The sequence below is a fragment of the Buttiauxella selenatireducens genome (genome assembly GCF_031432975.1).
Lineage (GTDB): Bacteria > Pseudomonadota > Gammaproteobacteria > Enterobacterales > Enterobacteriaceae > Buttiauxella > Buttiauxella selenatireducens.
The window spans coordinates 15,167-34,352 of sequence record NZ_CP133838.1 but is presented as its reverse complement, the minus strand read 5'-3'; the positions used below and the strand labels follow the sequence as shown (position 1 = coordinate 34,352).

General features: G+C 50.9%; 17 protein-coding genes and 1 pseudogene. 7 read left to right on the top strand and 11 right to left on the bottom strand.

The window, feature by feature from the left end; genetic code table 11:
• Positions 1–11: 11 nt before the first annotated feature.
• The 3 genes from RHD99_RS00165 to emrD all read left to right on the top strand — a co-directional run bounded on the left by RHD99_RS00165 (position 12) and on the right by emrD (position 2,411).
• Positions 12–413 (top strand): hypothetical protein, encoded by a 402-nt coding sequence (locus RHD99_RS00165; RefSeq protein WP_309877068.1) that lies wholly within the window; start codon positions 12–14, stop codon positions 411–413.
• A gap of 475 nt (positions 414–888) precedes the next feature.
• On the top strand, positions 889–978 hold the full coding sequence (locus RHD99_RS00160) for a type I toxin-antitoxin system toxin TisB (RefSeq protein ID WP_122974051.1): 90 nt from the start codon (positions 889–891) through the stop codon (positions 976–978).
• A gap of 248 nt (positions 979–1,226) precedes the next feature.
• On the top strand, positions 1,227–2,411 hold the full coding sequence (gene emrD / locus RHD99_RS00155) for a multidrug efflux MFS transporter EmrD (RefSeq protein ID WP_309877067.1): 1,185 nt from the start codon (positions 1,227–1,229) through the stop codon (positions 2,409–2,411).
• Between the two features lie 88 nt (positions 2,412–2,499).
• Here emrD and RHD99_RS00150 read toward each other — a convergent pair whose 3' ends face one another.
• From RHD99_RS00150 to dsdC, 4 genes are all read right to left on the bottom strand, one after another.
• Entirely contained in the window at positions 2,500–3,222 is a 723-nt protein-coding gene (locus RHD99_RS00150) for an amino acid ABC transporter ATP-binding protein (protein WP_309879263.1), read from the bottom strand.
• Complete coding sequence (locus RHD99_RS00145) at positions 3,209–3,973, bottom strand: amino acid ABC transporter permease (RefSeq protein ID WP_309877066.1); 765 nt, start codon at positions 3,971–3,973, stop codon at positions 3,209–3,211. The genes RHD99_RS00150 and RHD99_RS00145 overlap by 14 nt, the downstream gene beginning before the upstream one ends.
• Before the next feature lie 43 nt (positions 3,974–4,016).
• Complete coding sequence (locus RHD99_RS00140; RefSeq protein ID WP_309879262.1) at positions 4,017–4,787, bottom strand: basic amino acid ABC transporter substrate-binding protein; 771 nt, start codon at positions 4,785–4,787, stop codon at positions 4,017–4,019.
• An 87-nt stretch (positions 4,788–4,874) separates the two neighbouring features.
• A complete protein-coding gene (gene dsdC / locus RHD99_RS00135; RefSeq protein WP_309877065.1) occupies positions 4,875–5,798 on the bottom strand; it encodes a DNA-binding transcriptional regulator DsdC in 924 nt (307 codons plus the stop codon).
• 225 nt (positions 5,799–6,023) lie between these two features.
• Here dsdC and dsdX point away from each other — a divergent pair, with 225 nt between their 5' ends.
• Both dsdX and dsdA read left to right on the top strand, forming a co-directional pair.
• Positions 6,024–7,361: a D-serine transporter DsdX gene (dsdX, locus tag RHD99_RS00130; RefSeq protein WP_183272068.1), complete on the top strand. Its 1,338-nt coding sequence runs from the start codon at positions 6,024–6,026 to the stop codon at positions 7,359–7,361.
• A gap of 18 nt (positions 7,362–7,379) precedes the next feature.
• Positions 7,380–8,708, top strand: coding sequence for a D-serine ammonia-lyase (gene dsdA, locus RHD99_RS00125; RefSeq protein ID WP_183272067.1), 1,329 nt, complete (start codon positions 7,380–7,382; stop codon positions 8,706–8,708).
• A gap of 479 nt (positions 8,709–9,187) precedes the next feature.
• On the opposite strand, the gene RHD99_RS00120 is transcribed toward dsdA, so the two are convergent.
• Both RHD99_RS00120 and RHD99_RS00115 read right to left on the bottom strand, forming a co-directional pair.
• Complete coding sequence (locus RHD99_RS00120; protein ID WP_309877063.1) at positions 9,188–10,510, bottom strand: 6-phospho-alpha-glucosidase; 1,323 nt, start codon at positions 10,508–10,510, stop codon at positions 9,188–9,190.
• Entirely contained in the window at positions 10,507–12,129 is a 1,623-nt protein-coding gene (locus RHD99_RS00115) for an alpha-glucoside-specific PTS transporter subunit IIBC (protein ID WP_309877061.1), read from the bottom strand. Before RHD99_RS00115 ends, RHD99_RS00120 begins: the two co-directional genes overlap by 4 nt.
• 296 nt (positions 12,130–12,425) lie before the next feature.
• Here RHD99_RS00115 and RHD99_RS00110 point away from each other — a divergent pair, with 296 nt between their 5' ends.
• The gene (locus tag RHD99_RS00110; protein ID WP_309879260.1) at positions 12,426–13,133 is read left to right on the top strand and encodes a GntR family transcriptional regulator; all 708 of its coding nucleotides are present in this window, start codon (positions 12,426–12,428) and stop codon (positions 13,131–13,133) included.
• Between the two features lie 14 nt (positions 13,134–13,147).
• Here the strand turns inward: RHD99_RS00110 and RHD99_RS00105 are convergent, their stop codons facing one another.
• The 3 genes from RHD99_RS00105 to ibpA all read right to left on the bottom strand — a co-directional run bounded on the left by RHD99_RS00105 (position 13,148) and on the right by ibpA (position 15,875).
• On the bottom strand, positions 13,148–14,803 hold the full coding sequence (locus tag RHD99_RS00105; RefSeq protein ID WP_183272061.1) for a putative transporter: 1,656 nt from the start codon (positions 14,801–14,803) through the stop codon (positions 13,148–13,150).
• A 126-nt stretch (positions 14,804–14,929) separates the two neighbouring features.
• A complete protein-coding gene (gene ibpB, locus RHD99_RS00100; protein WP_270141877.1) occupies positions 14,930–15,358 on the bottom strand; it encodes a small heat shock chaperone IbpB in 429 nt (142 codons plus the stop codon).
• Between the two features lie 103 nt (positions 15,359–15,461).
• Positions 15,462–15,875 (bottom strand): small heat shock chaperone IbpA, encoded by a 414-nt coding sequence (ibpA, locus tag RHD99_RS00095; protein WP_309877059.1) that lies wholly within the window; start codon positions 15,873–15,875, stop codon positions 15,462–15,464.
• Positions 15,876–16,194: 319 nt separating this feature from the next.
• On the opposite strand from ibpA, the gene RHD99_RS00090 reads away from it, so the two are divergent.
• Positions 16,195–16,515, top strand: a complete 321-nt coding sequence (locus RHD99_RS00090; RefSeq protein WP_183272058.1) for a YceK/YidQ family lipoprotein — start codon at positions 16,195–16,197, stop codon at positions 16,513–16,515.
• Here RHD99_RS00090 and RHD99_RS00085 read toward each other — a convergent pair whose 3' ends face one another.
• The gene (locus tag RHD99_RS00085; RefSeq protein WP_309879259.1) at positions 16,516–17,781 is read right to left on the bottom strand and encodes a YidR family protein; all 1,266 of its coding nucleotides are present in this window, start codon (positions 17,779–17,781) and stop codon (positions 16,516–16,518) included.
• Between the two features lie 52 nt (positions 17,782–17,833).
• Positions 17,834–19,131 (bottom strand): annotated as a pseudogene (locus tag RHD99_RS00080) (MFS transporter).
• Positions 19,132–19,186 lie beyond the last annotated feature (55 nt).

The window sequence follows — 19,186 nt, the reverse complement described above, 5'->3', positions numbered from 1 at the left end:
AGTGAAAGAGTGTGTTTAAAGATTTCGTCGAATCGTGTGACGCCAGACAGTCGCAGCTAAACTATCGTGATACGCTGCGTGAATTCGATATCCATCGTGCTGGCTCAGGAAAAAATATGGCTTACAAATTTGCTCTGTTATTGCTTATCCCGTTCGCCATTCTTGGCTGCGCTTCGAGGGATACCTCAGGCTATGACGGGCATCGTACGTATGGTCCAACCGAAACCGACGAGTTTATGCGCTCGCAACAGCTCGATCCCCTCAACAACCGTGAAAATTTAACCCCGGAACAGCGCAAGGCGATTAGCGAACAAATGCGGGCAGAAAGGCTAGAAGCCAGAGGCAGAATGGATAACAGCACTGACAGTGGCGATGGTTTTGGGCAGGCTGTTCCGCGAGGATTCTCTAACTAATTATTGAAGGGTGGGCAGCGCGTATCTTTTTCCTCACCTAAAAACCCCATCACCAAAAACAAAAAACCCCGCTGGTGAGGCGAGGTCTTTTGTTTTTACTGCTTAGTGCTTTTGGCGCATTTGCTGCTTCGCACACCACGCAACATCAACCCTCAGAATATACGACGAAACCTATAGCCGCGCAAACACTTGCTGTTAATTTAAGCACACCATAAATTCTCTGCCTGGGAAGATGCTCGCATTTTCATCAAAATACTGTTTTTTTATACAGTAAAACATTTATACTGACTGTGTTGAAAGTGATGCGCTCTGAGGCCGCAATTCGCCGCGGAATACAAGTCCTGGCTGAAACGGGTGGTGCCGTCAGTGCCTTAACCTCGAAGGAGCACGCCACGTAACTTCAACAAATTCAGCAGACTACAGGCAGCGGAAAGGCGCGTCGGCTGACAGTGCTCCTGGCCACAGGAGAAAGCGTATGGGCTTGATGGAACTGGCTATTCTGTTTCTGAAACTCATGGTTGCGTTGTTGCAACTGCTTGAGGTTGCCATGAAATACTTCAAGTAATTCATGACCTTCAAGTCGCATCAAAAGGAGGCGGGAAACCGCCTCCTTTTAATAAATTTCAACTGCCGTTTCGCTGGCAACAAAAATTGCCGTTCAGGCTTTAAAAGCTGCCATTAAATCCCCGCTCAAAAAGCATTACACCATATGGCTTCATTGTCTTTTTGTGGTAGATTCCTCTCGATTTTTAGAAACAGTTAGATTTATACACTGACCATTGGCACATAAACCCCTACAACGCACCTGAGACAATGAAAAAATTAGCCAACATTCACCTGCTGATGATGTTAATTCTTCTGGTTGCCGTCGGGCAGATGACGCAAACCATTTATATTCCATCTATTCCCGATATGGCTCACGACTTTGGTGTTCGCAACGGCGCGATCCAACGCGTGATGGCAGCCTATTTGCTGACCTATGGCGTATCGCAGCTTTTCTACGGGCCGATTTCAGACCGCATTGGCCGCCGTCCGGTCATTCTGGCGGGTATGAGCATCTTTATGCTCGCGACAGTGTGGGCGCTGTTTACCACCAATTTGACCGCACTGGTGATTGCCAGCGCATTGCAGGGGATGGGAACCGGTGTTGCGGGCGTCATGGCGCGAACCATGCCACGCGATTTGTACGAAGGGGCATCGCTTCGCCAGGCTAATAGTTTGTTAAATATGGGGATCCTTGTCAGTCCGCTCATTGCACCGGTGATTGGAGGCATGCTCGATTCCATTTGGGGCTGGCGCACCTGCTACGGCTTCCTGCTGGTGCTGTGTATTATTGTCGCGATCTGCATGCTGCGCTGGCTGCCAGAAACTCGACCCGTTCAGGCCAAACCTCAACGCCTGGTCGCGAGCTACAAAGCACTGCTGGGCAGCGGCTCGTTTAACTGCTACTTGCTCATGTTGGTGGGCGGCCTTGCTGGCGTGGCGGTCTTTGAAGCCTGCTCCGGCGTTTTAATGGGCGGCGTGCTGGGGCTAAACGGTGTTGTCGTCAGCATTCTGTTTATTCTGCCGATTCCGGCGGCATTTTTTGGTTCGTGGTACGCAGGTCGACAAAATGCCCGTTTTTCATCGCTGATGTGGCAGGCGGTTTTGAGCTGCCTTATTGCGGGCATCCTGATGTGGATCCCAGGCTGGCTCGGTTTCATGAATATCTGGACACTGCTGGTGCCTGCGGCGCTATTTTTCTTCGGTGCCGGGATGCTATTCCCGCTGGCAACCAGTGGCGCGATGGAGCCATTCCCGTTCCTGGCAGGGACCGCGGGCGCGTTAGTGGGTGGGTTGCAAAACATTGGTTCTGGGGCGATGGCGTGGTTTTCTGCCCTGCTGCCACAAACCGGGCAATTCAGCCTCGGCATGTTAATGACCGCCATGGGCGTGATGATTTTGTTCTGCTGGCTGCCGCTTGCGCATAAATTCCAGCAAAGTGAACAGACTATCTAAAGCAAAAAAAGCTGCCCAATAACAGAATGCAAAATTGGGCAGCAAAATTGAGAACGGGCTAAGGGGCTGCCCTGAAAGCGAACGAAAATTAAAGCACCTTACTCAAAAACTCTTTGGTACGCGGATTGGTCGGATTGTTAAACAGTTGCGACGGTGGCCCCTGTTCCTGAATCACGCCCTGGTCGATAAACACCACACGATCGGCAACTTCACGGGCAAAACCCATTTCGTGGGTAACGATAACCATCGTCATGCCTTCCAGCGCCAGTTGCTTCATCACCGCCAACACTTCACCCACTAACTCCGGGTCGAGTGCTGAGGTCGGTTCATCAAACAGAATGATCGACGGCTCCATTGCCAGCGCACGCGCAATCGCCACACGCTGCTGTTGTCCACCAGAAAGGCTCGATGGCCAGGCATCAATTTTGTCTATCAGCCCCACTTTTTGCAGTAGTTTTTCCGCACGCGAAACCGCTTCAGCTTTCGACAAACCTTTAAGCGACATCGGCGCCATCGTCAGGTTTTCCAGCACCGTCATATGCGGGAACAAATTAAAGCGCTGAAAGACCATCCCCACACCGGAACGCAGGGTATTGAGGTTCGTTTTCGGATCGTGAACCGCAAAACCGTTCACCACCACTTCACCGCCATCCGGTTTTTCCAGCGCGTTCAGGCAACGTAAAAAAGTACTTTTACCTGAACCCGACGGGCCAATCACGCACACCACTTCCTGTGGCGCGATATCACATGAAATACCACGCAGCACATGAGTTTTGCCAAATTGTTTCTGTAAATCATTAATGTGAATCACTTTTGCCAAGCCTCTTTTCCATGTGTTGCACCATCAGCGAGAGCAGGAATGTTAATACCCAATAAACCAATGAGATTGTCAGGTAAGGTTCCCAATACGTCGCATAAGCGCCAGAAACGGTACGTGCTGCGTAAGCCAAATCCGCCAGGCCAATCGCTGAAGCCAACGAAGAATCCTTCACAATGGCGATGGCATTATTGCCAAGTGGAGGCAGGATGCGGCGGAACGCCTGCGGCAAAATAACTTTGCGCATCGTTTTGCCCCAGCCCATTCCCAGCGCGCGCGATGCTTCCATCTGGCCTTTGTCGATTGACTGAATGCCCGCACGGAAAATCTCAGAAACATACGCCCCGGCATTCAGCGTTATCGCGACCACGCACGACAGGAATGCACCATATTCAGACCGCAGTTCGCGGGCAAAATCCACCGACATCAGCCCACTGCTGACCAACATCCCATCACGCGGGTTGATGAATAGCGGCACCAGCGCGAAGTGAACCACCATGATTTGCACAAACAGCGGCGTCCCACGGAAGGCGCTCACGTAAATGCGCACCGGCCACTGTACTGCGTAGCGCAGCACCTGTTTCCACGGGCCATCTTCGGCATGCGCCATTCGACCCAGGCCAAGTAATAAACCCCAGGTGGTACCCAAAATGACACAGATGATGGTGCATTTGATGGTCATGAGCGCGCCTTGCATAAATAGCGGCGCGTATTCTGAGATTATCTCCCAGCGAAATCCGGTCATACCTATCCTTGTTGGGGCCAGACAGGCCCCGAGTCATCCAAAATTATTCAGCGGGGAGAGTTGGAACGTTGCTATCAAACCAGGTGGAATAGATTTTTGCGTAAGTCCCGTCAGCTACGATTTTCTTCAAGCCGGAGTTGATTTTACCCAGTAACTCCTGGTTATCTTTCGCGACGGCAATACCGAAATACTGGCGTTCAAACTTGTCATCTTTGACCGCTTTCAGCGCTTTATCCGGATGGGATTTGATGTAGTACTTCACCACGCCAACGTCACCGACCGCAGCATCAATGCCATTTTCAGCCAGCTCCTGAAGCATCAGCGGCGTATTATCAAAACGTTTGATGTCGGTGCTGTTTTTACCCAGTGTTTCGGATACCACGGTATCGCCCGCGCTTGAGTTCACCACGCCGACTTTCTTGCCTTTCAACGCGTTAACTGAATCGACACTGGAATCATTCGGCACGACGATGGATTGCTCAGCCGGGAAGTAAGGAGCCGAGAAATCGACCATCGCTTTACGTTTATCAGTAATGGTGATGCCTGAAATAATAATGTCGCGATCGCCTGAATTCAGGGTGGCAAAAATCCCTTCCCACGGCGTATTAACCAATTTGATATCAAAACCTTCGGCTTTAGCGATGGCTTTGATGATGTCGATATCGAAACCTTCAAGCTGCTTTTGGCTGTTTTCAAATTCAAACGGGCGGTAGGTCCCACCAGAACCGACCACATAAGTCTGCTGTGCGGCCCAGGCAGAAGTGAGAACGGTAGAAGCAAGGCATCCTGCTAAAACAACTGATTTTGCTAACATCCTGAACATATGACGCTCCCAATAAAATTATTTATGCACTTTAATTGCATAAAAATACATAATTTCATGAGAAACGGCAACTAAAAATCATACGTGTGATTGAAGCCACTGGATAAACGCTTCAATTTTCGGCCATTGCCGTCCAGGCAGCGTGGTGGCGTAGTAATGCTGATGGCATTTCAGCGTCATTTCCCCAAATGGGGCAACCAACTCGCCGCGATCCAGGCGTTTTTGCACCAGTCTTTTTCGTCCCATCGCCACACCGACCTGGTTCACGGCCGCAATCACCGCTAAATCTGAGCGATCAAAACCGATGCCTGAAGATGAAGGTAACGGGACCGAAAAATGCTGCGCCCAACTGTGCCATTCGTCCGTACCGGAATCATTGCTCCATGCTTGTCTGTCATGCAACAACGTGCAATTGCGTAGATGCGCAGGTTTATCTTTTAATTCAAATTGTTGCGCGTATTCAGGACTGCACACCGGCAGGATAGATTCATCCATCAGAAAATGATGTGTTAACTGCGATGAAGGCGCATCGTCAAAATAAAGTGCTAAATCAATGCCTGCGCGTTGCAGATTCACGTTCTCGTTGCCAGTGAGAATGGTCAGTGAAATAGACGGATAGCGCCGCGTAAAATCCCCAAGAATCGGAACCAACCAGCACTGGGCAACGGAAGGACGCGAGTAAATGGTCAGTAGACCAGACAGCTCCTGGTTTTTGATATCCAGGATCTCCTGATTTAGCGTATCCAGAGAAGATTTCAGCGCCCAGAAAACCCGTTTTCCTTCATGTGTTAACTCCACTTTGCGGTGCGAGCGCACAAACAACTGAATTCCCAACTCCTGCTCAAGCTGATTAATTCGGTGGCTGACTGCGCTTGAGCTTAGAGAAAGCTCTTCTGCCGCCAATGCGAAGGATTGATGCCGGGCAGCGACTTCAAAAGTGTAGAGTTTTGATAGCTGCCAACCATTAAGTAAGCGATTTCGGACTTCGCGAATCGGATCCATTGTGCTTTCCAGAGAGATAAATCATGGCGGCATTGTAAAAGATGCGCCTGAAAACGTCGTTTTAAGATGCGAAAAGTCGAACCAAAATCAAATTTACACCCCGATTTTCAACCTGAATCACTCTTTTGGCTCAATCTGGCTCATGTGAAATGCCATTTATATCGTTTGTCAGCCAGGAGCAATTTTTGTCCAATAGCCGCAGATAAATCGCAGAACGAGGTGGGTATGGAATCTCAGATTTGGGTTGTGGGAACGCTGCTAAGCAGCATAATTTTAATCGTCTTTACCATTGTCAAACTGAAGTTTCACCCTTTCCTTGCCTTGCTGTTGGCCAGTTTTTTTGTCGGCACAATGATGGGCATGAGCCCGCTGGATATGGTGAATTCCATCGAAAGCGGCATCGGCAGCACATTGGGCTTTCTTGCAGCGGTCATTGGCCTTGGTACGATTCTTGGGAAGATGATGGAAGTGTCTGGCGGGGCTGAACGAATTGGCCTGGCTTTGCAGCGTTGCCGCTGGTTGTCTGCTGATGTCATCATGGTTTTGGTGGGGTTGATTTGCGGTATTACGCTGTTCGTTGAAGTCGGCGTGGTTCTTCTGATCCCACTGGCATTTTCTATCGCGAAAAAGACCAACACCTCCCTGCTGAAACTGGCTATCCCGTTATGTACCGCGTTAATGGCCGTGCATTGCGTGGTTCCACCTCATCCGGCCGCCATGTTTGTTACCAACAAATTGGGCGCAGATGTCGGTACGGTGATTGTGTACGGCTTACTGGTAGGTTTAACCGCATCGTTAGTCGGCGGGCCACTGTTCCTGAAAATTGTCGGCAATCGCCTGCCATTTAAAGCAGTACCCGCTGAATTTTCAGACCTGAAAGTCCGTAAAGAGGAAACGCTGCCATCGTTAGGCGCGACACTGTTTACAATATTGCTGCCGATTGGCCTGATGCTGATCAAAACGCTCGCCGAGTTGAATATGGCGAAAGGCGGGACGTTGTATACCGTGCTGGAGTTTATCGGCAACCCAATAACAGCCATGTTTATTGCGGTGTTTGTGGCCTATTACGTCCTCGGGTTACGTCAGCATATCGGCATGAGCCAGCTGTTAACCCATACGGAAAATGGCTTTGGTTCTATCGCCAACATTTTGTTGATTATCGGTGCAGGTGGGGCGTTTAACGCCATCCTGAAAACCAGTGGTCTTGCGGATTCTCTGGCGGTGCTGCTCTCCAATTTGCATATGCACCCGATTCTGCTGGCATGGCTGGTTGCACTGATTCTGCATGCCGCCGTAGGCTCTGCAACGGTCGCAATGATGGGAGCAACCGCGATTGTGGCACCGATGCTGCCGCTCTATCCCAACGTCAGCCCGGAAATTATTACGATTGCTATCGGCTCCGGCGCGATTGGCTGCACCATCGTCACGGATTCACTGTTCTGGCTGGTGAAGCAATATTGCGGCGCAACACTCAACGAAACATTTAAATACTATACAACGGCGACATTTATCGCCTCTTTACTGGCACTGGGCGCGACGTTCCTGCTTTCATTTATCATCTAAGCGCAAAGAGATTGTCTTATGAAAAACGCTGAAATCAATACTTTAACTCAACAATTTCCGCTAGTTAGCGATTTAATCGCCCTGAAAGAAACCTGTTGGTTTAACCCGGAAACGACTTCATTTGCCGAGGGCTTACCTTATGTAGGCCTGACAAGCGAAGATGTGCAGGATGCCCATGCTCGCCTGACACGTTTCGCACCTTATCTGGCGCAGGCGTTTCCAGAAACAGCGGCGACCAACGGTATTATCGAGTCAGAACTGGTCGCGATCCCGGCAATGCAAAAGCGCCTGGAAACCGAGTTTAAGCAAAAAATAGGCGGCCAGTTGCTGCTTAAAAAAGACAGCCATCTGCCTATTTCCGGTTCAATCAAAGCGCGTGGCGGGATCTATGAAGTGCTAACGCATGCCGAAAAACTGGCGATTGAAGCGGGTCTCCTGACGACCGAAGATGACTACCGCAAGCTGCTGACGCCTGAATTTAAAGACTTCTTTAGCCAGTACAGCATCGCCGTAGGTTCAACCGGCAACCTGGGGTTATCTATCGGTATTATGAGTGCGCGCATTGGGTTTAATGTCACCGTGCATATGTCAGCGGATGCCCGCGCCTGGAAAAAAGCCAAACTGCGTAGCCATGGCGTGACGGTTGTGGAGTACGAGCAGGATTACGGAGTCGCCGTTGAGCAAGGTCGTAAAGCTGCCGAATCCGACCCTAATTGTTTCTTTATCGACGATGAGAACTCCCGTACTTTGTTCCTGGGCTATTCGGTTGCCGGTCAGCGTCTGAAAGACCAGTTCGCGCAGCAGGGGCGCATTGTTGATGAACAGCATCCGCTGTTTGTTTACCTGCCGTGCGGCGTTGGCGGTGGTCCTGGCGGGGTCGCATTTGGCCTGAAAATGGCGTTCGGCGATCACGTTCACTGCCTGTTTGCTGAGCCGACTCACTCACCTTGTATGCTGCTGGGGGTTTACACCGGCCTGCATGATGAGATTTCCGTGCAAGATTTGGGCATTGATAATATTACCGCTGCCGATGGCCTGGCGGTGGGACGTGCATCCGGGTTTGTTGGGCGTGCCATGCAAAGACTGCTCGATGGTTTTTATACCCTTGAAGATCAGACGATGTATACGCTGCTTGGCTGGCTGGCAGAAGAGGAAAACATTCGCCTCGAGCCTTCCGCGCTTGCCGGTATGCCAGGCCCTCTGCATGTGAGTGCCGACGCGGCCTATCATCAAATGCACAACTTCACTGCTGAGCAATTGCAAAACGCCACGCATATCGTCTGGGCGACGGGCGGTGGCATGGTGCCGGAAGCAGAGATGGCGCAGTATCTGGCGAAAGCGAAGTAGTCACGCTTAATAAGCACGCCCTCACCCCAGCCCTCTCCCCCTGGAGAGGGAGAAAACCGAACAGTTCCCTCTCACCCTGGAGAGGGAGAAAACCGAACAGTTCCCTCTCACCCTGGAGAGGGAGAAAACCGAACAATTCCCTCTCACTCTGGAGAGGGAGAAAACCGAACAGTTCCCTCTCCCCCAGGAGAGGGAGAAAACTGAACAATTCCCTCTCCCCCTGGAGAGGGAGAAAACCGAACAGTTCCCTCTCACTCTGGAGAGGGAGAAAACTGAACAATCCCCTCTCCCCCTGGAGAGGGAGAAAACCGAACAGTTCCCTCTCACCCTGGAGAGGGAGAAAACCGAACAGTTTCCTCTCACTCTGGAGAGGGAGAAAACCGAACAGTTCCCTCTCAACCTGGAGAGGGAGAAAACTGAACAATCCCCTCTCCCTGTGGGAGAGGGTTAGGGTGAGGGCAGCCCACACCCAACAAAACTTACTTCAGTTCAGGCCAGTAATCTTTGTTCGCCTCAATCAAATCATCAAGAATCGCTTTGGCAACCGATGCACTCGGTACGGTTTTAGAGAGCGTAATGGCCTGCCATAACTTCACATAAGATCCCTCTTCCCAGGCTTCAACCACCAGTTTTTCAACCGCCACCTGCTGGCTCATCAACCCTTTCTGGAACTGCGGGATGTTACCGACGACCAACGGCTCTGGGCCGCTTTTCCCGACCAGACATGGGATTTCAACCATCGCTTCCGGGTCAAAGTTATTAATCGCACCGTTGTTTGGCACAATCAGCAGCATGCGCTCCTGGGTGTTGAATGCGATAGCCGCCGCCAGATCGACGATGTACGACGCATGTTCGTCAATTTCCAGCTCTCCGGCAGACGATTTCCCCGCTTGAATGATGGCGTTACAGGAACCAAAGACGTGTTTTTCACGGTGTTCCATCACTTCATTCGCGCGAGTGTGCTCAGGGTTTGAATGCTCAACCACGTAATCCGGGAACAGGTAGTATTTCAGATAAGTATTTGGGAAGGTGGTTGGGTCCAGCGCCCACACATCTTTTGCTTTCGAGAAAGTGTCGTTCCAGCTGGCTTCTGTACCATGTTCATCAGATGGCGGCACGTAACCAAATTTCGCCACATGTTCACGGATTTTAGGCATCAAATCGTTGCCATCTTTATCTTCAATAGACGTCCACCAGCCGAAGTGATTCAGGCCGTAATAGCGTACGCGCATCTCTTTGCGATCTTTCAGACCAGCAATTTGCGCCATGCGGCTTTCAATGCCGATAGGCATATCGCAAATGTTAAGAATCTTCGCGTTCGGGCGCAGTCGACGCGTCGCCTCTGCCACAATCGCCGCCGGGTTGGAATAGTTAAGCATCCAGGCGTTTGGCGAGTATTTTTCCATAAAATCAACCAGCTCTAATACACCGCCGATGGAGCGCATCCCATAAGCAATCCCGCCCGGCCCACAGGTTTCCTGGCCCAACACGCCGTGGCGTAGTGGGATTTTCTCGTCTTGTTCACGCATCGGGTATTTACCCACGCGGATATGTGCCATCACGAAATCCACATCGGTGAAGGCTTCTTGCGGATCGGTGGTGTAGCTGAATTCAATGTCTGGCGCTTGCTCTTTGAGGATGACTTTACAGGCCTCAGCGATGGTTTCCTGACGCGCGCCATCGTTGTCATAGAACTTTAAAGAACGCAGTGGGAAACGATGCTGGTTCGCCAGCAACATCAATACGATACCAGGAGTAAATGTGCTGCCGCCACCGGCTACAACTACAGAGAATTTTTTCATGATACTGCCTCCGTCATGGATTTAAGTTCGGTCAATGATGTGTCTTTCATCAGGGTTTCAATCTGGTCACGGACTTGCGGGACATGCAGACCCACAATCACCTGAATACCGTTGCCGCGCCGCACCACACCGTGGGCGCCCAGCGCTTTGAAAATTTCGTCACTCTGCGTCAGCGCCATATCAGCCAGAGTGATGCGTAAGCGAGTTGCACAGTTATTGACGCTAAGGATGTTGTCGTTCCCCCCCAGAGCTTCGAGGATGCCAGCAGCCTGGCTCTGTTTGCTTTCTTTGGCCGCCGCAGCGGTGGTTTGCTTGCGTGACGCCTGGTAATCCGCCTTGCTGTAGAGCTTGATTTCACTCTCTTCACGGCCTGGCGTTTTCATGTTGAAGCGCAGGATTAAGGTACGGAACACCACGAAGTAGATGGCGGTGAACGCAAGGCCGATGCCAATCTGGATAAACATCATCGATGCGTGGTTGTGGAACATCGGTATCCAGTTTTGCGGCAGGAACTGGTCGAGCAGGCCGCCGCCCATGTTGCCCACCACGCCACACATGTACATCACGGTCGCCATCGTTGCGGCGAGGAATGCATGAACGGCAAACAAGACTGGTGAGATAAAAAGGAAGGTAAATTCAAGGGGTTCGGTAATGCCCACGAGCATCGCGGTCAATGTTGCAGGGATCAGCAGACCTGCCACTTTTACGCGGTTTTCAGGTGCAGAGGTGGCATACAAAGCAAGTGCAATCCCAAGGCAGCCAAATATTTTCGAGTTACCGTGCAGCGCGAATCCCCCTTCAGGGAACAGCGTTTTCAAAGGCAGTGTGCTTTGGCTGAACTCCTGCAAATGCTGCGCCCAGTAAACCTGAATACCGCCTTCTACCACCGCAGGGCCAAAGATAAACGGACCATAGATGAAGTGATGCAGGCCGGTTGGGATAAGAATGCGTTCAAGGAAGGTATAAACCCATACGCCAAGTGAGCCGGCGTTGCGTAAGAAATCCTGAAGGGATTCAATGCCCATTTGCACTTTCGGCCAGCCAAACAGAGTGAGCCAGGCGCACGGGATCATCACGAAGAAGGCCACAATCACGACGAATGAACTGCCCTGGAAGATGCCAAGAAAGACGGGAAGTTGTTTTTCGAAATAGCGGTTGTGAATAGCCGTGACTAATCCGGAGATAACAATCGCACCAATGATGCTGGTATCGAGCGTTTTTATTCCGGCAATCATAGTTAGCCCGGTACCCGCTGTCGGGTCGACGCTAAAATCAACACCGAAGTAATGGCCCCAGGTCATCCCCATCGCATTGATGAAGTAGTTCCAGGTCATAAAGCTCACCAGCACTGCTAAACAAGCACGGCCCTGCGCTTGTTTAGCGAGGCCAATAGGTAAGCCGACGGCAAAAATCAGCGGCATATTGCGGAACACCGTCCAGCCGCCTTCTTCAATAATGTGGACGATTTGCGCAAATAAGTTATCGGGAGCGGTTAGCGCTTCGCCGACAAACATCGGGTTGCGCAACATAATGGCGATGCCTACGACAATCCCGGCGAATGGAAACAGCAAAACCGGGGTAAACATTGCGCCACCAAAACGTTGTATTTGACTGAGCATTTTTAAATCCTCACGTAACAACTTGTAGGGTAAGTGACCTTATTTTTTAACGCTGGCCTGAGACTGAGAGTAGGGAGACGTGGGTGACTTATCTTTGCCCGCCGCGCCGATTCGTGATCGCTTTCATAGTTTTTATTTGGGGTAAGTTGTCTACTTTTTGATAAATAAATAGACACGCTGATTTTCACCATCCAATTCACGGCGTGAATGAGTAATTTAACTCAATTAAATCAAGTGAATATTTAATGAAACAAGGGTTTATTAAACCCTATGCGCAGCCATTAAGAGGTCTACAGGTGATCTACAAATCTATCGCCGATCGGTTACGAATCCGCCTTAACTCGGCTGATTACAACATTGGCAGCCCACTGCCTTCTGAAGTCCGTCTTGCAGGTGAGTTTGGCGTATCACGCATGACGATTCGTAAAGCTATCGATTTGCTGGTGAGTTGGGGGCTGGTAGTGCGCCGCCACGGTAGCGGCACCTATGTGGCTAAAAAAGATGTCCATCATGAGACGACGAATCTGACGGGATTCATTGAAGTGATGCGTAACCAGGGTAAAGAGGTCATCAGCAATGTGCTGGAGTTTCAGGTAATGCCCGCACCGCCTGCCATCGCTAGCCAATTACGCATTAATATTGATGAACGGATCTACTACTCGCGCCGGGTGCGCTCGGTAGACGGAAAGCCATTGATGGTAGAAGACAGCTACATGCCATTGAAATTATTCCATAATCTATCAGTCGCACATCTGGAAGGGTCAAAGTTCAGTTATATCGAGGATGAATGCCACATTATCGTGTGCGGTAACTACGAAAGCCTGACACCCGTCCTGGCCGACCGGAAGATGGCAAAGTTACTCAACATCGACGAGCTCACACCGATTTTGCGCATCACGTCGCTGTCATACAGCGACAGCGGCGACTATGTGAATTATTCAGTAATGTTCCGCAATGCCAGCGAATACCAGGTGGATTACCATTTGCGGCGAGTGCATTTATAGGCAATCGTCAGGCATTACACCCAGAACAACACCGCCAAAAGCTGCGGGGTAATAATGCGCAGAAACATGACCAGTGGGTAAACCGTGGCGTAAGACAATGCCGCCGCGCCACTGGTGCCATGCAAGCCGTTAGCAAAGGCCAACGCCGGGGGATCGGTCATCGAGCCTGCCAGCATGCCGCAGAGCGTCAGGTAATTCATTTTGGCGAGCAATCTTGCAATGATCGCCGTCACCAGCAACGGAATGCCGGTAATCAGAATGCCGTAGCCAATCCAGCTGACACCGTCGCCATGCAGCAAAGTACTGACAAAATCCCCACCCGATTTCAAACCGACCACCGCAAGGAACAAGACAATTCCCAGCTCGCGCAATGCGAGGTTCGCACTCGGCGGCATAAACCAGTACAGCGTACCAATACTGCCTATGCGCCCAAGAATGATCGCCATAATGAGCGGCCCACCCGCGAGTCCAAGGCGCAGTGCGACAGGGAATCCCGGAATGAAAAGCGGGATCGAGCCCAATAAAACACCGAGCCCAATGCCGATAAATACCGGCAACATTTGTACTTGCTGGAGTTTTTGCTGCGCGTTCCCCACCTCTGCCGCCACGGCTTCTATCGATTCAGGACGACCAACTAAATTGAGGATATCGCCAAATTGCAGGCTAACATTGCTGCTTGCCACCAGCTCAATACCTGTACGATTCAGGCGCGAAATGACCACGTCGTACTTCTGCTTTAAATGCAGGTCGCGGATTTTTTTCCCCAGCACTTTCTCATTGGTCACCACCACACGCTCCACACGCAAGTCGGTTCCGCGTGTAGAAAGTGAGGTATCCACTTGCTGGCCGATAACCAATAATGCGGAATGCAGATCTTTTTCTTGCCCCACCAGGTGCAATAAATCCCCGGTTTGAATCACCGTACCCGGCGCGGGGACCATCAGTAATTCTCCGCGTTTCAGGCGTGAACAAATAATGGTATCGCTGTTAAGGACGGGCACATCCTGAATGGGTAAGCCGTTGAGATTGGGGTTGGCGACACAGATATTCATGGTCTGGAGTTGAGCATGACTTTGCCCGGAGCTGCTATCAAAGCGCGCCGCTTCTTGATCGACGTTAATACGAAAGACCATGCGAGTCAGCCACATGGTTATCAGGATCCCGCAAATACCGAACGGGTACGCCATCGCATAGCTCATCCCCATTTTATCAACCCATTCCGCAGGGTTGCCCAGATCTGTCAGGATTTGCTGGCCCGCACCCAATGCTGGCGTATTGGTCACTGCACCCGAGAAAACACCTAATACCACGGGCAGAGGAACATCGAAGATTTTATGGATGAGCGCAGTGACCAACCCGCCGAGCACCACAATGAGGAGCGCAAAGAGATTGAGGCGCAAACCGGACACGCGCAAAGAAGAGAAGAACCCCGGCCCGACTTGAATACCAATGGTGTAAACGAACAGGATCAGGCCAAATTCCTGAATGAAATGAAGCATGTCGCCATTCAAGTTTATTCCGGCTTTATTGACGAAGTGACCGACGATAATACCGCCGAATAGCACACCGCCTATCCCAAACCCGATGCCACGAATTTTGATGTTGCCAATCCACAAGCCGACGACCGCGACCAATGCCAACATACTGACGGTTAACGCTATTTCACTCATCGCAGAATTCCCTGTGAATAACATTATTATTAACAGTGATTCTGGCAGAGAGATGCGGGCGTTAATGGGGTGCAGAACACAAAAAAAGGCCCCATAAATGGGGCCTCAGAAAGGGGGATACTGCAATTAGCTATTAAGCGCAGGGCGCTCGCTGATAGCGATGCGTTTCGGTGCCACCTCTTCAGGAATTTCACGTACCAGGTCGATGTGCAACAGACCGTTGGTAAATGTCGCACCGGATACCTTCATGTATTCTGCAAGGGTGAAGCTCAGGCTAAATGGCTGAGTCACTAACCCCTGATGCAGCCAGGTGGTTTCCTTTTCAGGTTTGACCGGCGTGCCTTTTACATGCAGGCGTGTACCTTCCAGCTCAATCTCAAGATCTTCCTGGCGGAAACCGGCCAGCGCCAGTGTGATCCGATAGTGGTTATCATCGCCTTTCTCAATGTTGTAAGGCGGGAATGTCTGCCCTTCGCTGCTGGTTTGTAAGGCATTAGCCAGTTTGTCAAAACCGATCCATTGACGCAGCAGAGGTGATAAATCGTAGTTACGCATGTGTTTTCTCCTTCTTTGAAGCGAGTTTTACCTTCGGCTCCCTATCGGCAAGCCTGGGCTTTGTTACGTTATTTGTTCAGGCCGCTCAATGCGACCCGCAGAGTTAGTTAATTTCGATTCGGCGCGGTTTCATTGCTTCTGGAATCACGCGCTCCAGATCGATGTACAGCAAGCCATTGACCAGGTTTGCACCACGGATGTGGATGTTTTCTGCTAACTGGAATTTGCGTTCGAAGTTGCGCTCGGCAATCCCCTGATAGAGATAAGTGCGCTCTGGTTGTGGGTCTGCGTGCGCGCCTTTTACAACGAGCAAGTTATCCTGGGCAGTAATTTCCAGTTCGCTTTCAGCGAAACCGGCTACTGCAATCGCAATGCGATAGTTGTTTTCGTCAACTAATTCAACATTGTATGGAGGATAGCCGCCGTTGCTCTGGCTCTGGTTGCTTTCCAGCAGGTTAAACAGACGGTCAAAACCAATAGCAGAACGATAAAGCGGGGATAAATCGAAATTACGCATAAATTAATACTCCTGATTATCAGCGAGAATCAAACATTGCCTTCCATCATGGACAGGCTTCAGTAACTGAGTACCCTTACGGCGTACCCTTTATTGACCACGTTAATAAAATCGGTCCTGTTTCACGCTTTTCAAGGCCACAAAAGTAAATTTTTTGCGGGTTCCGCTGTCAGTACATAGACTGATTGCGGAGTAAACAGGAATTATCTGCGATAAACGCCACAGAGTAGTAAGTGCAGTTTTTTTATTATCTGTATGGGTGATATAACCCAGTGCAGCCAGGCCAGAACAGGCCCTTTACGACGAAAAAATTATAGTGATGATGAAAAGTTATCTTCCAACAATCATTCTGGGTAGTGGATTACTCACCGTCAGTGGATGCTCAAGTGTCATGACTCATACAGGTGGGCAAGATGGGACGTATCCCGGCACCCGCGCAAGCTACCAAATGCTGACTGACAGCGGAACAAGCTGGGGATACAAACCGTTTGTCGTACTCGATATGCCATTTACGGCGATTGCGGATACCGTATTGGTGCCGTGGGATTTGTACCGCACCGACAAGTCTCTGAAATCTAAAGTCGAAGCGAGCGAGAACGCGAATCTGGCCACCAATTCTGTGCTCCCGCCCGTTCAGTAATTACAGGCGTGTTTCCGTCATAAACAGTTGACGGAATCCCTCGACATCCTGCATCCAGGCAATGTGTTTTCCATCCGGTGAAAACACCACGGCATCTGCTGAAGGCACCTCACTCCCTGGCCGCGTCAGCGGTGTGATTGCCCCATCGTTCACGCCAACCAACACAATCTGGTTATTCTGCACAAAGCCCAGCGCTTGCCCATTCGGATGCCAGTTAAACGCCGACTGGATGCTCTCTTGCACATGCGTCAACTGACGTGGCTCCCCACCGTTTGGTGAAAGCAAATACATTTGCACCACACCCGAATCATCGCGCATCAAAAACGCCAGTAAACTGCCGTCCGGGCTGCTGCGTACCCAATGCCGTGGCTGAACCGCTAAGCCTGGGTAACGACGTTGATGGGTATAGGTAAGCCGACGTTGATGCACTTGCGCAGGCGGGGCGGGCAATGTGGTTTGCGTACCTTCGACAGGCTCAGCGCCAGCCTCGAAGTAAGCCTCTTTGTTATCAGGTAAATCCACGACAAACAGCTCAGGCACTTTATTGCCGCTGGTGGAAAGCGTGTCACCAATAAACGCCAGCGCCCAGCGCTGCTGGCTGCCATCCGGTTTACGATAACCATGATCCCCAATCCAACCTTCTTCATAAGCACGGTTAATCTCGTCGCTTTCAGGCTGTGGATTTGGCGTAGTGCGGCTGACCAGAACGCAATAATGGCTGCCATCGTATTCACGAGGATGTTGTTTGGTTGGGATTACCGGGCCATATGGCAGTGCGATACCCACATTGCGCAAATCTTTCGACGCATCGTATTCATGCATAACGTGGTCGTTATAGGTGAAGCTCAGACGCGTGCCGTCTGGGCTCCAGACGTGAACATGGCTGCCGCCGCGCAATGCGCCAGGAGTAAAGGGCGGCGTAATGTCCATCGCATCGAGATTTGTTGCCGTACCGTTTTCAACCACCACGCCACGGCGGTGATGAAAGTCGTACTGCCAGTGTTCATCTGGGTTTTCCGGGCCATGGATAAAGACATAACGCTCAGGTTGCTGCGGATTCACCGTGACCACGCCGACATGCGCGCCTTGCGACGCCCGGTACACAACATCTACTTCACCCGTATTAACATTAACGCGCTCAATGGTTTCGCTGGTAAACGACGCGCCAGAAGGGCGCACATCAAACACCAACCATTGGCTGTCTGGTGTCCAGGTGTTGGTATTCGTGAGTTGATGGTGGCGAGGTGCAAAGGTGAGTTGTTTGATCATGGTTTTACCCTGAAGCGATGGACGCCTCAGGGTAAATCATTGCTGATTTTTATCCCACCCTTTCTACTTTACCGACCAGCAGAATGTAGGACAGTGCGCCAAGCAAGGCGACAGCGGCAATGTACACCAGCGCCGGTGCAAAACCGTAGCCTTGTGCCAGGTAACCAATCACCAGCGGAACCGTAATCCCGCCCAGACCGCCCGCAAAGTTAAACACGCCCCCCGTCAGGCCGATTAAACGCATCGGTGCGAGAGAGGAAACCAGCGACCAGGTAATCGAAGCAAAACCATTACCAAAGAAGGCGATAGCCATCAGCGTCATAATCCAGACAGGATCGTTGGTGTAGTTTGCGCCCATGATGCAGGTAGAAAGCAACAGGCCACAGATGATTGGCGTTTTACGCGCCATACCCAACGAATAACCTTTGCGTACCAGGCGATCCGCTACCCAACCCGAGAGCAGCACACCGACAAAGGCCGCGAGGAAAGGAACCGTGGTCATAAAACCGGCTTTCAGCGCCGTAATGCCTTTTTCCTGAGTCAGATAGTTCGGGAACCAGGTCAGGAAGAACCAAAGCGTCGACGCCACGGCAAACTGCCCTAAATAAACGCCAACTAATTTACGGTTGAACACCAGTTTCCAGTCTGCCGCCGTCAGCGGAGTGCGGGCTTTCTTCTCAACCGGTGCGTCGCCATCAATCAGGCCACCACCGTCACGAATGTGCTCAAGCTCAGCCTGGTTAATCCCTTTGCTGGTGCGGGGTGGCTGGTAAACCTTGAACCAAATCAATGACCAAACAATACCAACGGCGCCGGTAATGATGAACACCCAATGCCAGCTCAGCATTTCCTGAATCCAGATCAGCAGCGGCGTCAGGAAAGCCAGGCCAACAAACTGACCGGAGGTATAAAAACCGACTGCGGAGGCACGTTCTTGTTCCGGGAACCAACTGGTCACCATACGGTTATTGGTTGGGAACGCAGGCGCTTCAAAAATACCGGTGATCGCACGCAGCCCTATTAACGACATAAGCCCGGTTGCAAACCCCTGGAATAAGGTGGCAACCGACCAGCCGAAAATAGCAATAAAATAGGTCATGCGCGAACCCATGCGGTCAAGGAACCAACCGCCTGGGATCTGGCATAAGGTATATAACCAGGCAAAGGCCGAAAATATATAACCCATTTCAGTTTTAGTAATACCAAACTCTTCCTGAATATGAGCCGATGCTACCGCCAGATTCGCGCGATCGACATAACAAATAACGACTGTAATGAAGATCATAATTAACGTCACATAACGGCGACGCGTAGGTCTTGTAGCGGTTACAGAAATATCCATAACATCTGTCTCCAAAAATAGTACAGAGGATTTTTATATTCGATTTATTTTTACGTTTTA

Excerpts from the sequence above, each read along its gene's own strand:
- RHD99_RS00160 (WP_122974051.1), top strand. The coding sequence starts at position 889 with ATGGGCTTGATGGAACTGGCTATTCTGTTTCTGAAACTCATGGTTGCG.
- emrD (WP_309877067.1), top strand. The coding sequence starts at position 1,227 with ATGAAAAAATTAGCCAACATTCACCTGCTGATGATGTTAATTCTTCTG.
- RHD99_RS00145 (WP_309877066.1), bottom strand. The coding sequence starts at position 3,973 with ATGACCGGATTTCGCTGGGAGATAATCTCAGAATACGCGCCGCTATTT.
- RHD99_RS00140 (WP_309879262.1), bottom strand. The coding sequence starts at position 4,787 with ATGTTAGCAAAATCAGTTGTTTTAGCAGGATGCCTTGCTTCTACCGTT.
- dsdC (WP_309877065.1), bottom strand. The coding sequence starts at position 5,798 with ATGGATCCGATTCGCGAAGTCCGAAATCGCTTACTTAATGGTTGGCAG.
- dsdX (WP_183272068.1), top strand. The coding sequence starts at position 6,024 with ATGGAATCTCAGATTTGGGTTGTGGGAACGCTGCTAAGCAGCATAATT.
- dsdA (WP_183272067.1), top strand. The coding sequence starts at position 7,380 with ATGAAAAACGCTGAAATCAATACTTTAACTCAACAATTTCCGCTAGTT.
- RHD99_RS00120 (WP_309877063.1), bottom strand. The coding sequence starts at position 10,510 with ATGAAAAAATTCTCTGTAGTTGTAGCCGGTGGCGGCAGCACATTTACT.
- RHD99_RS00115 (WP_309877061.1), bottom strand. The coding sequence starts at position 12,129 with ATGCTCAGTCAAATACAACGTTTTGGTGGCGCAATGTTTACCCCGGTT.
- RHD99_RS00105 (WP_183272061.1), bottom strand. The coding sequence starts at position 14,803 with ATGAGTGAAATAGCGTTAACCGTCAGTATGTTGGCATTGGTCGCGGTC.
- ibpB (WP_270141877.1), bottom strand. The coding sequence starts at position 15,358 with ATGCGTAACTACGATTTATCACCTCTGCTGCGTCAATGGATCGGTTTT.
- ibpA (WP_309877059.1), bottom strand. The coding sequence starts at position 15,875 with ATGCGTAATTTCGATTTATCCCCGCTTTATCGTTCTGCTATTGGTTTT.
- RHD99_RS00090 (WP_183272058.1), top strand. The coding sequence starts at position 16,195 with ATGATGAAAAGTTATCTTCCAACAATCATTCTGGGTAGTGGATTACTC.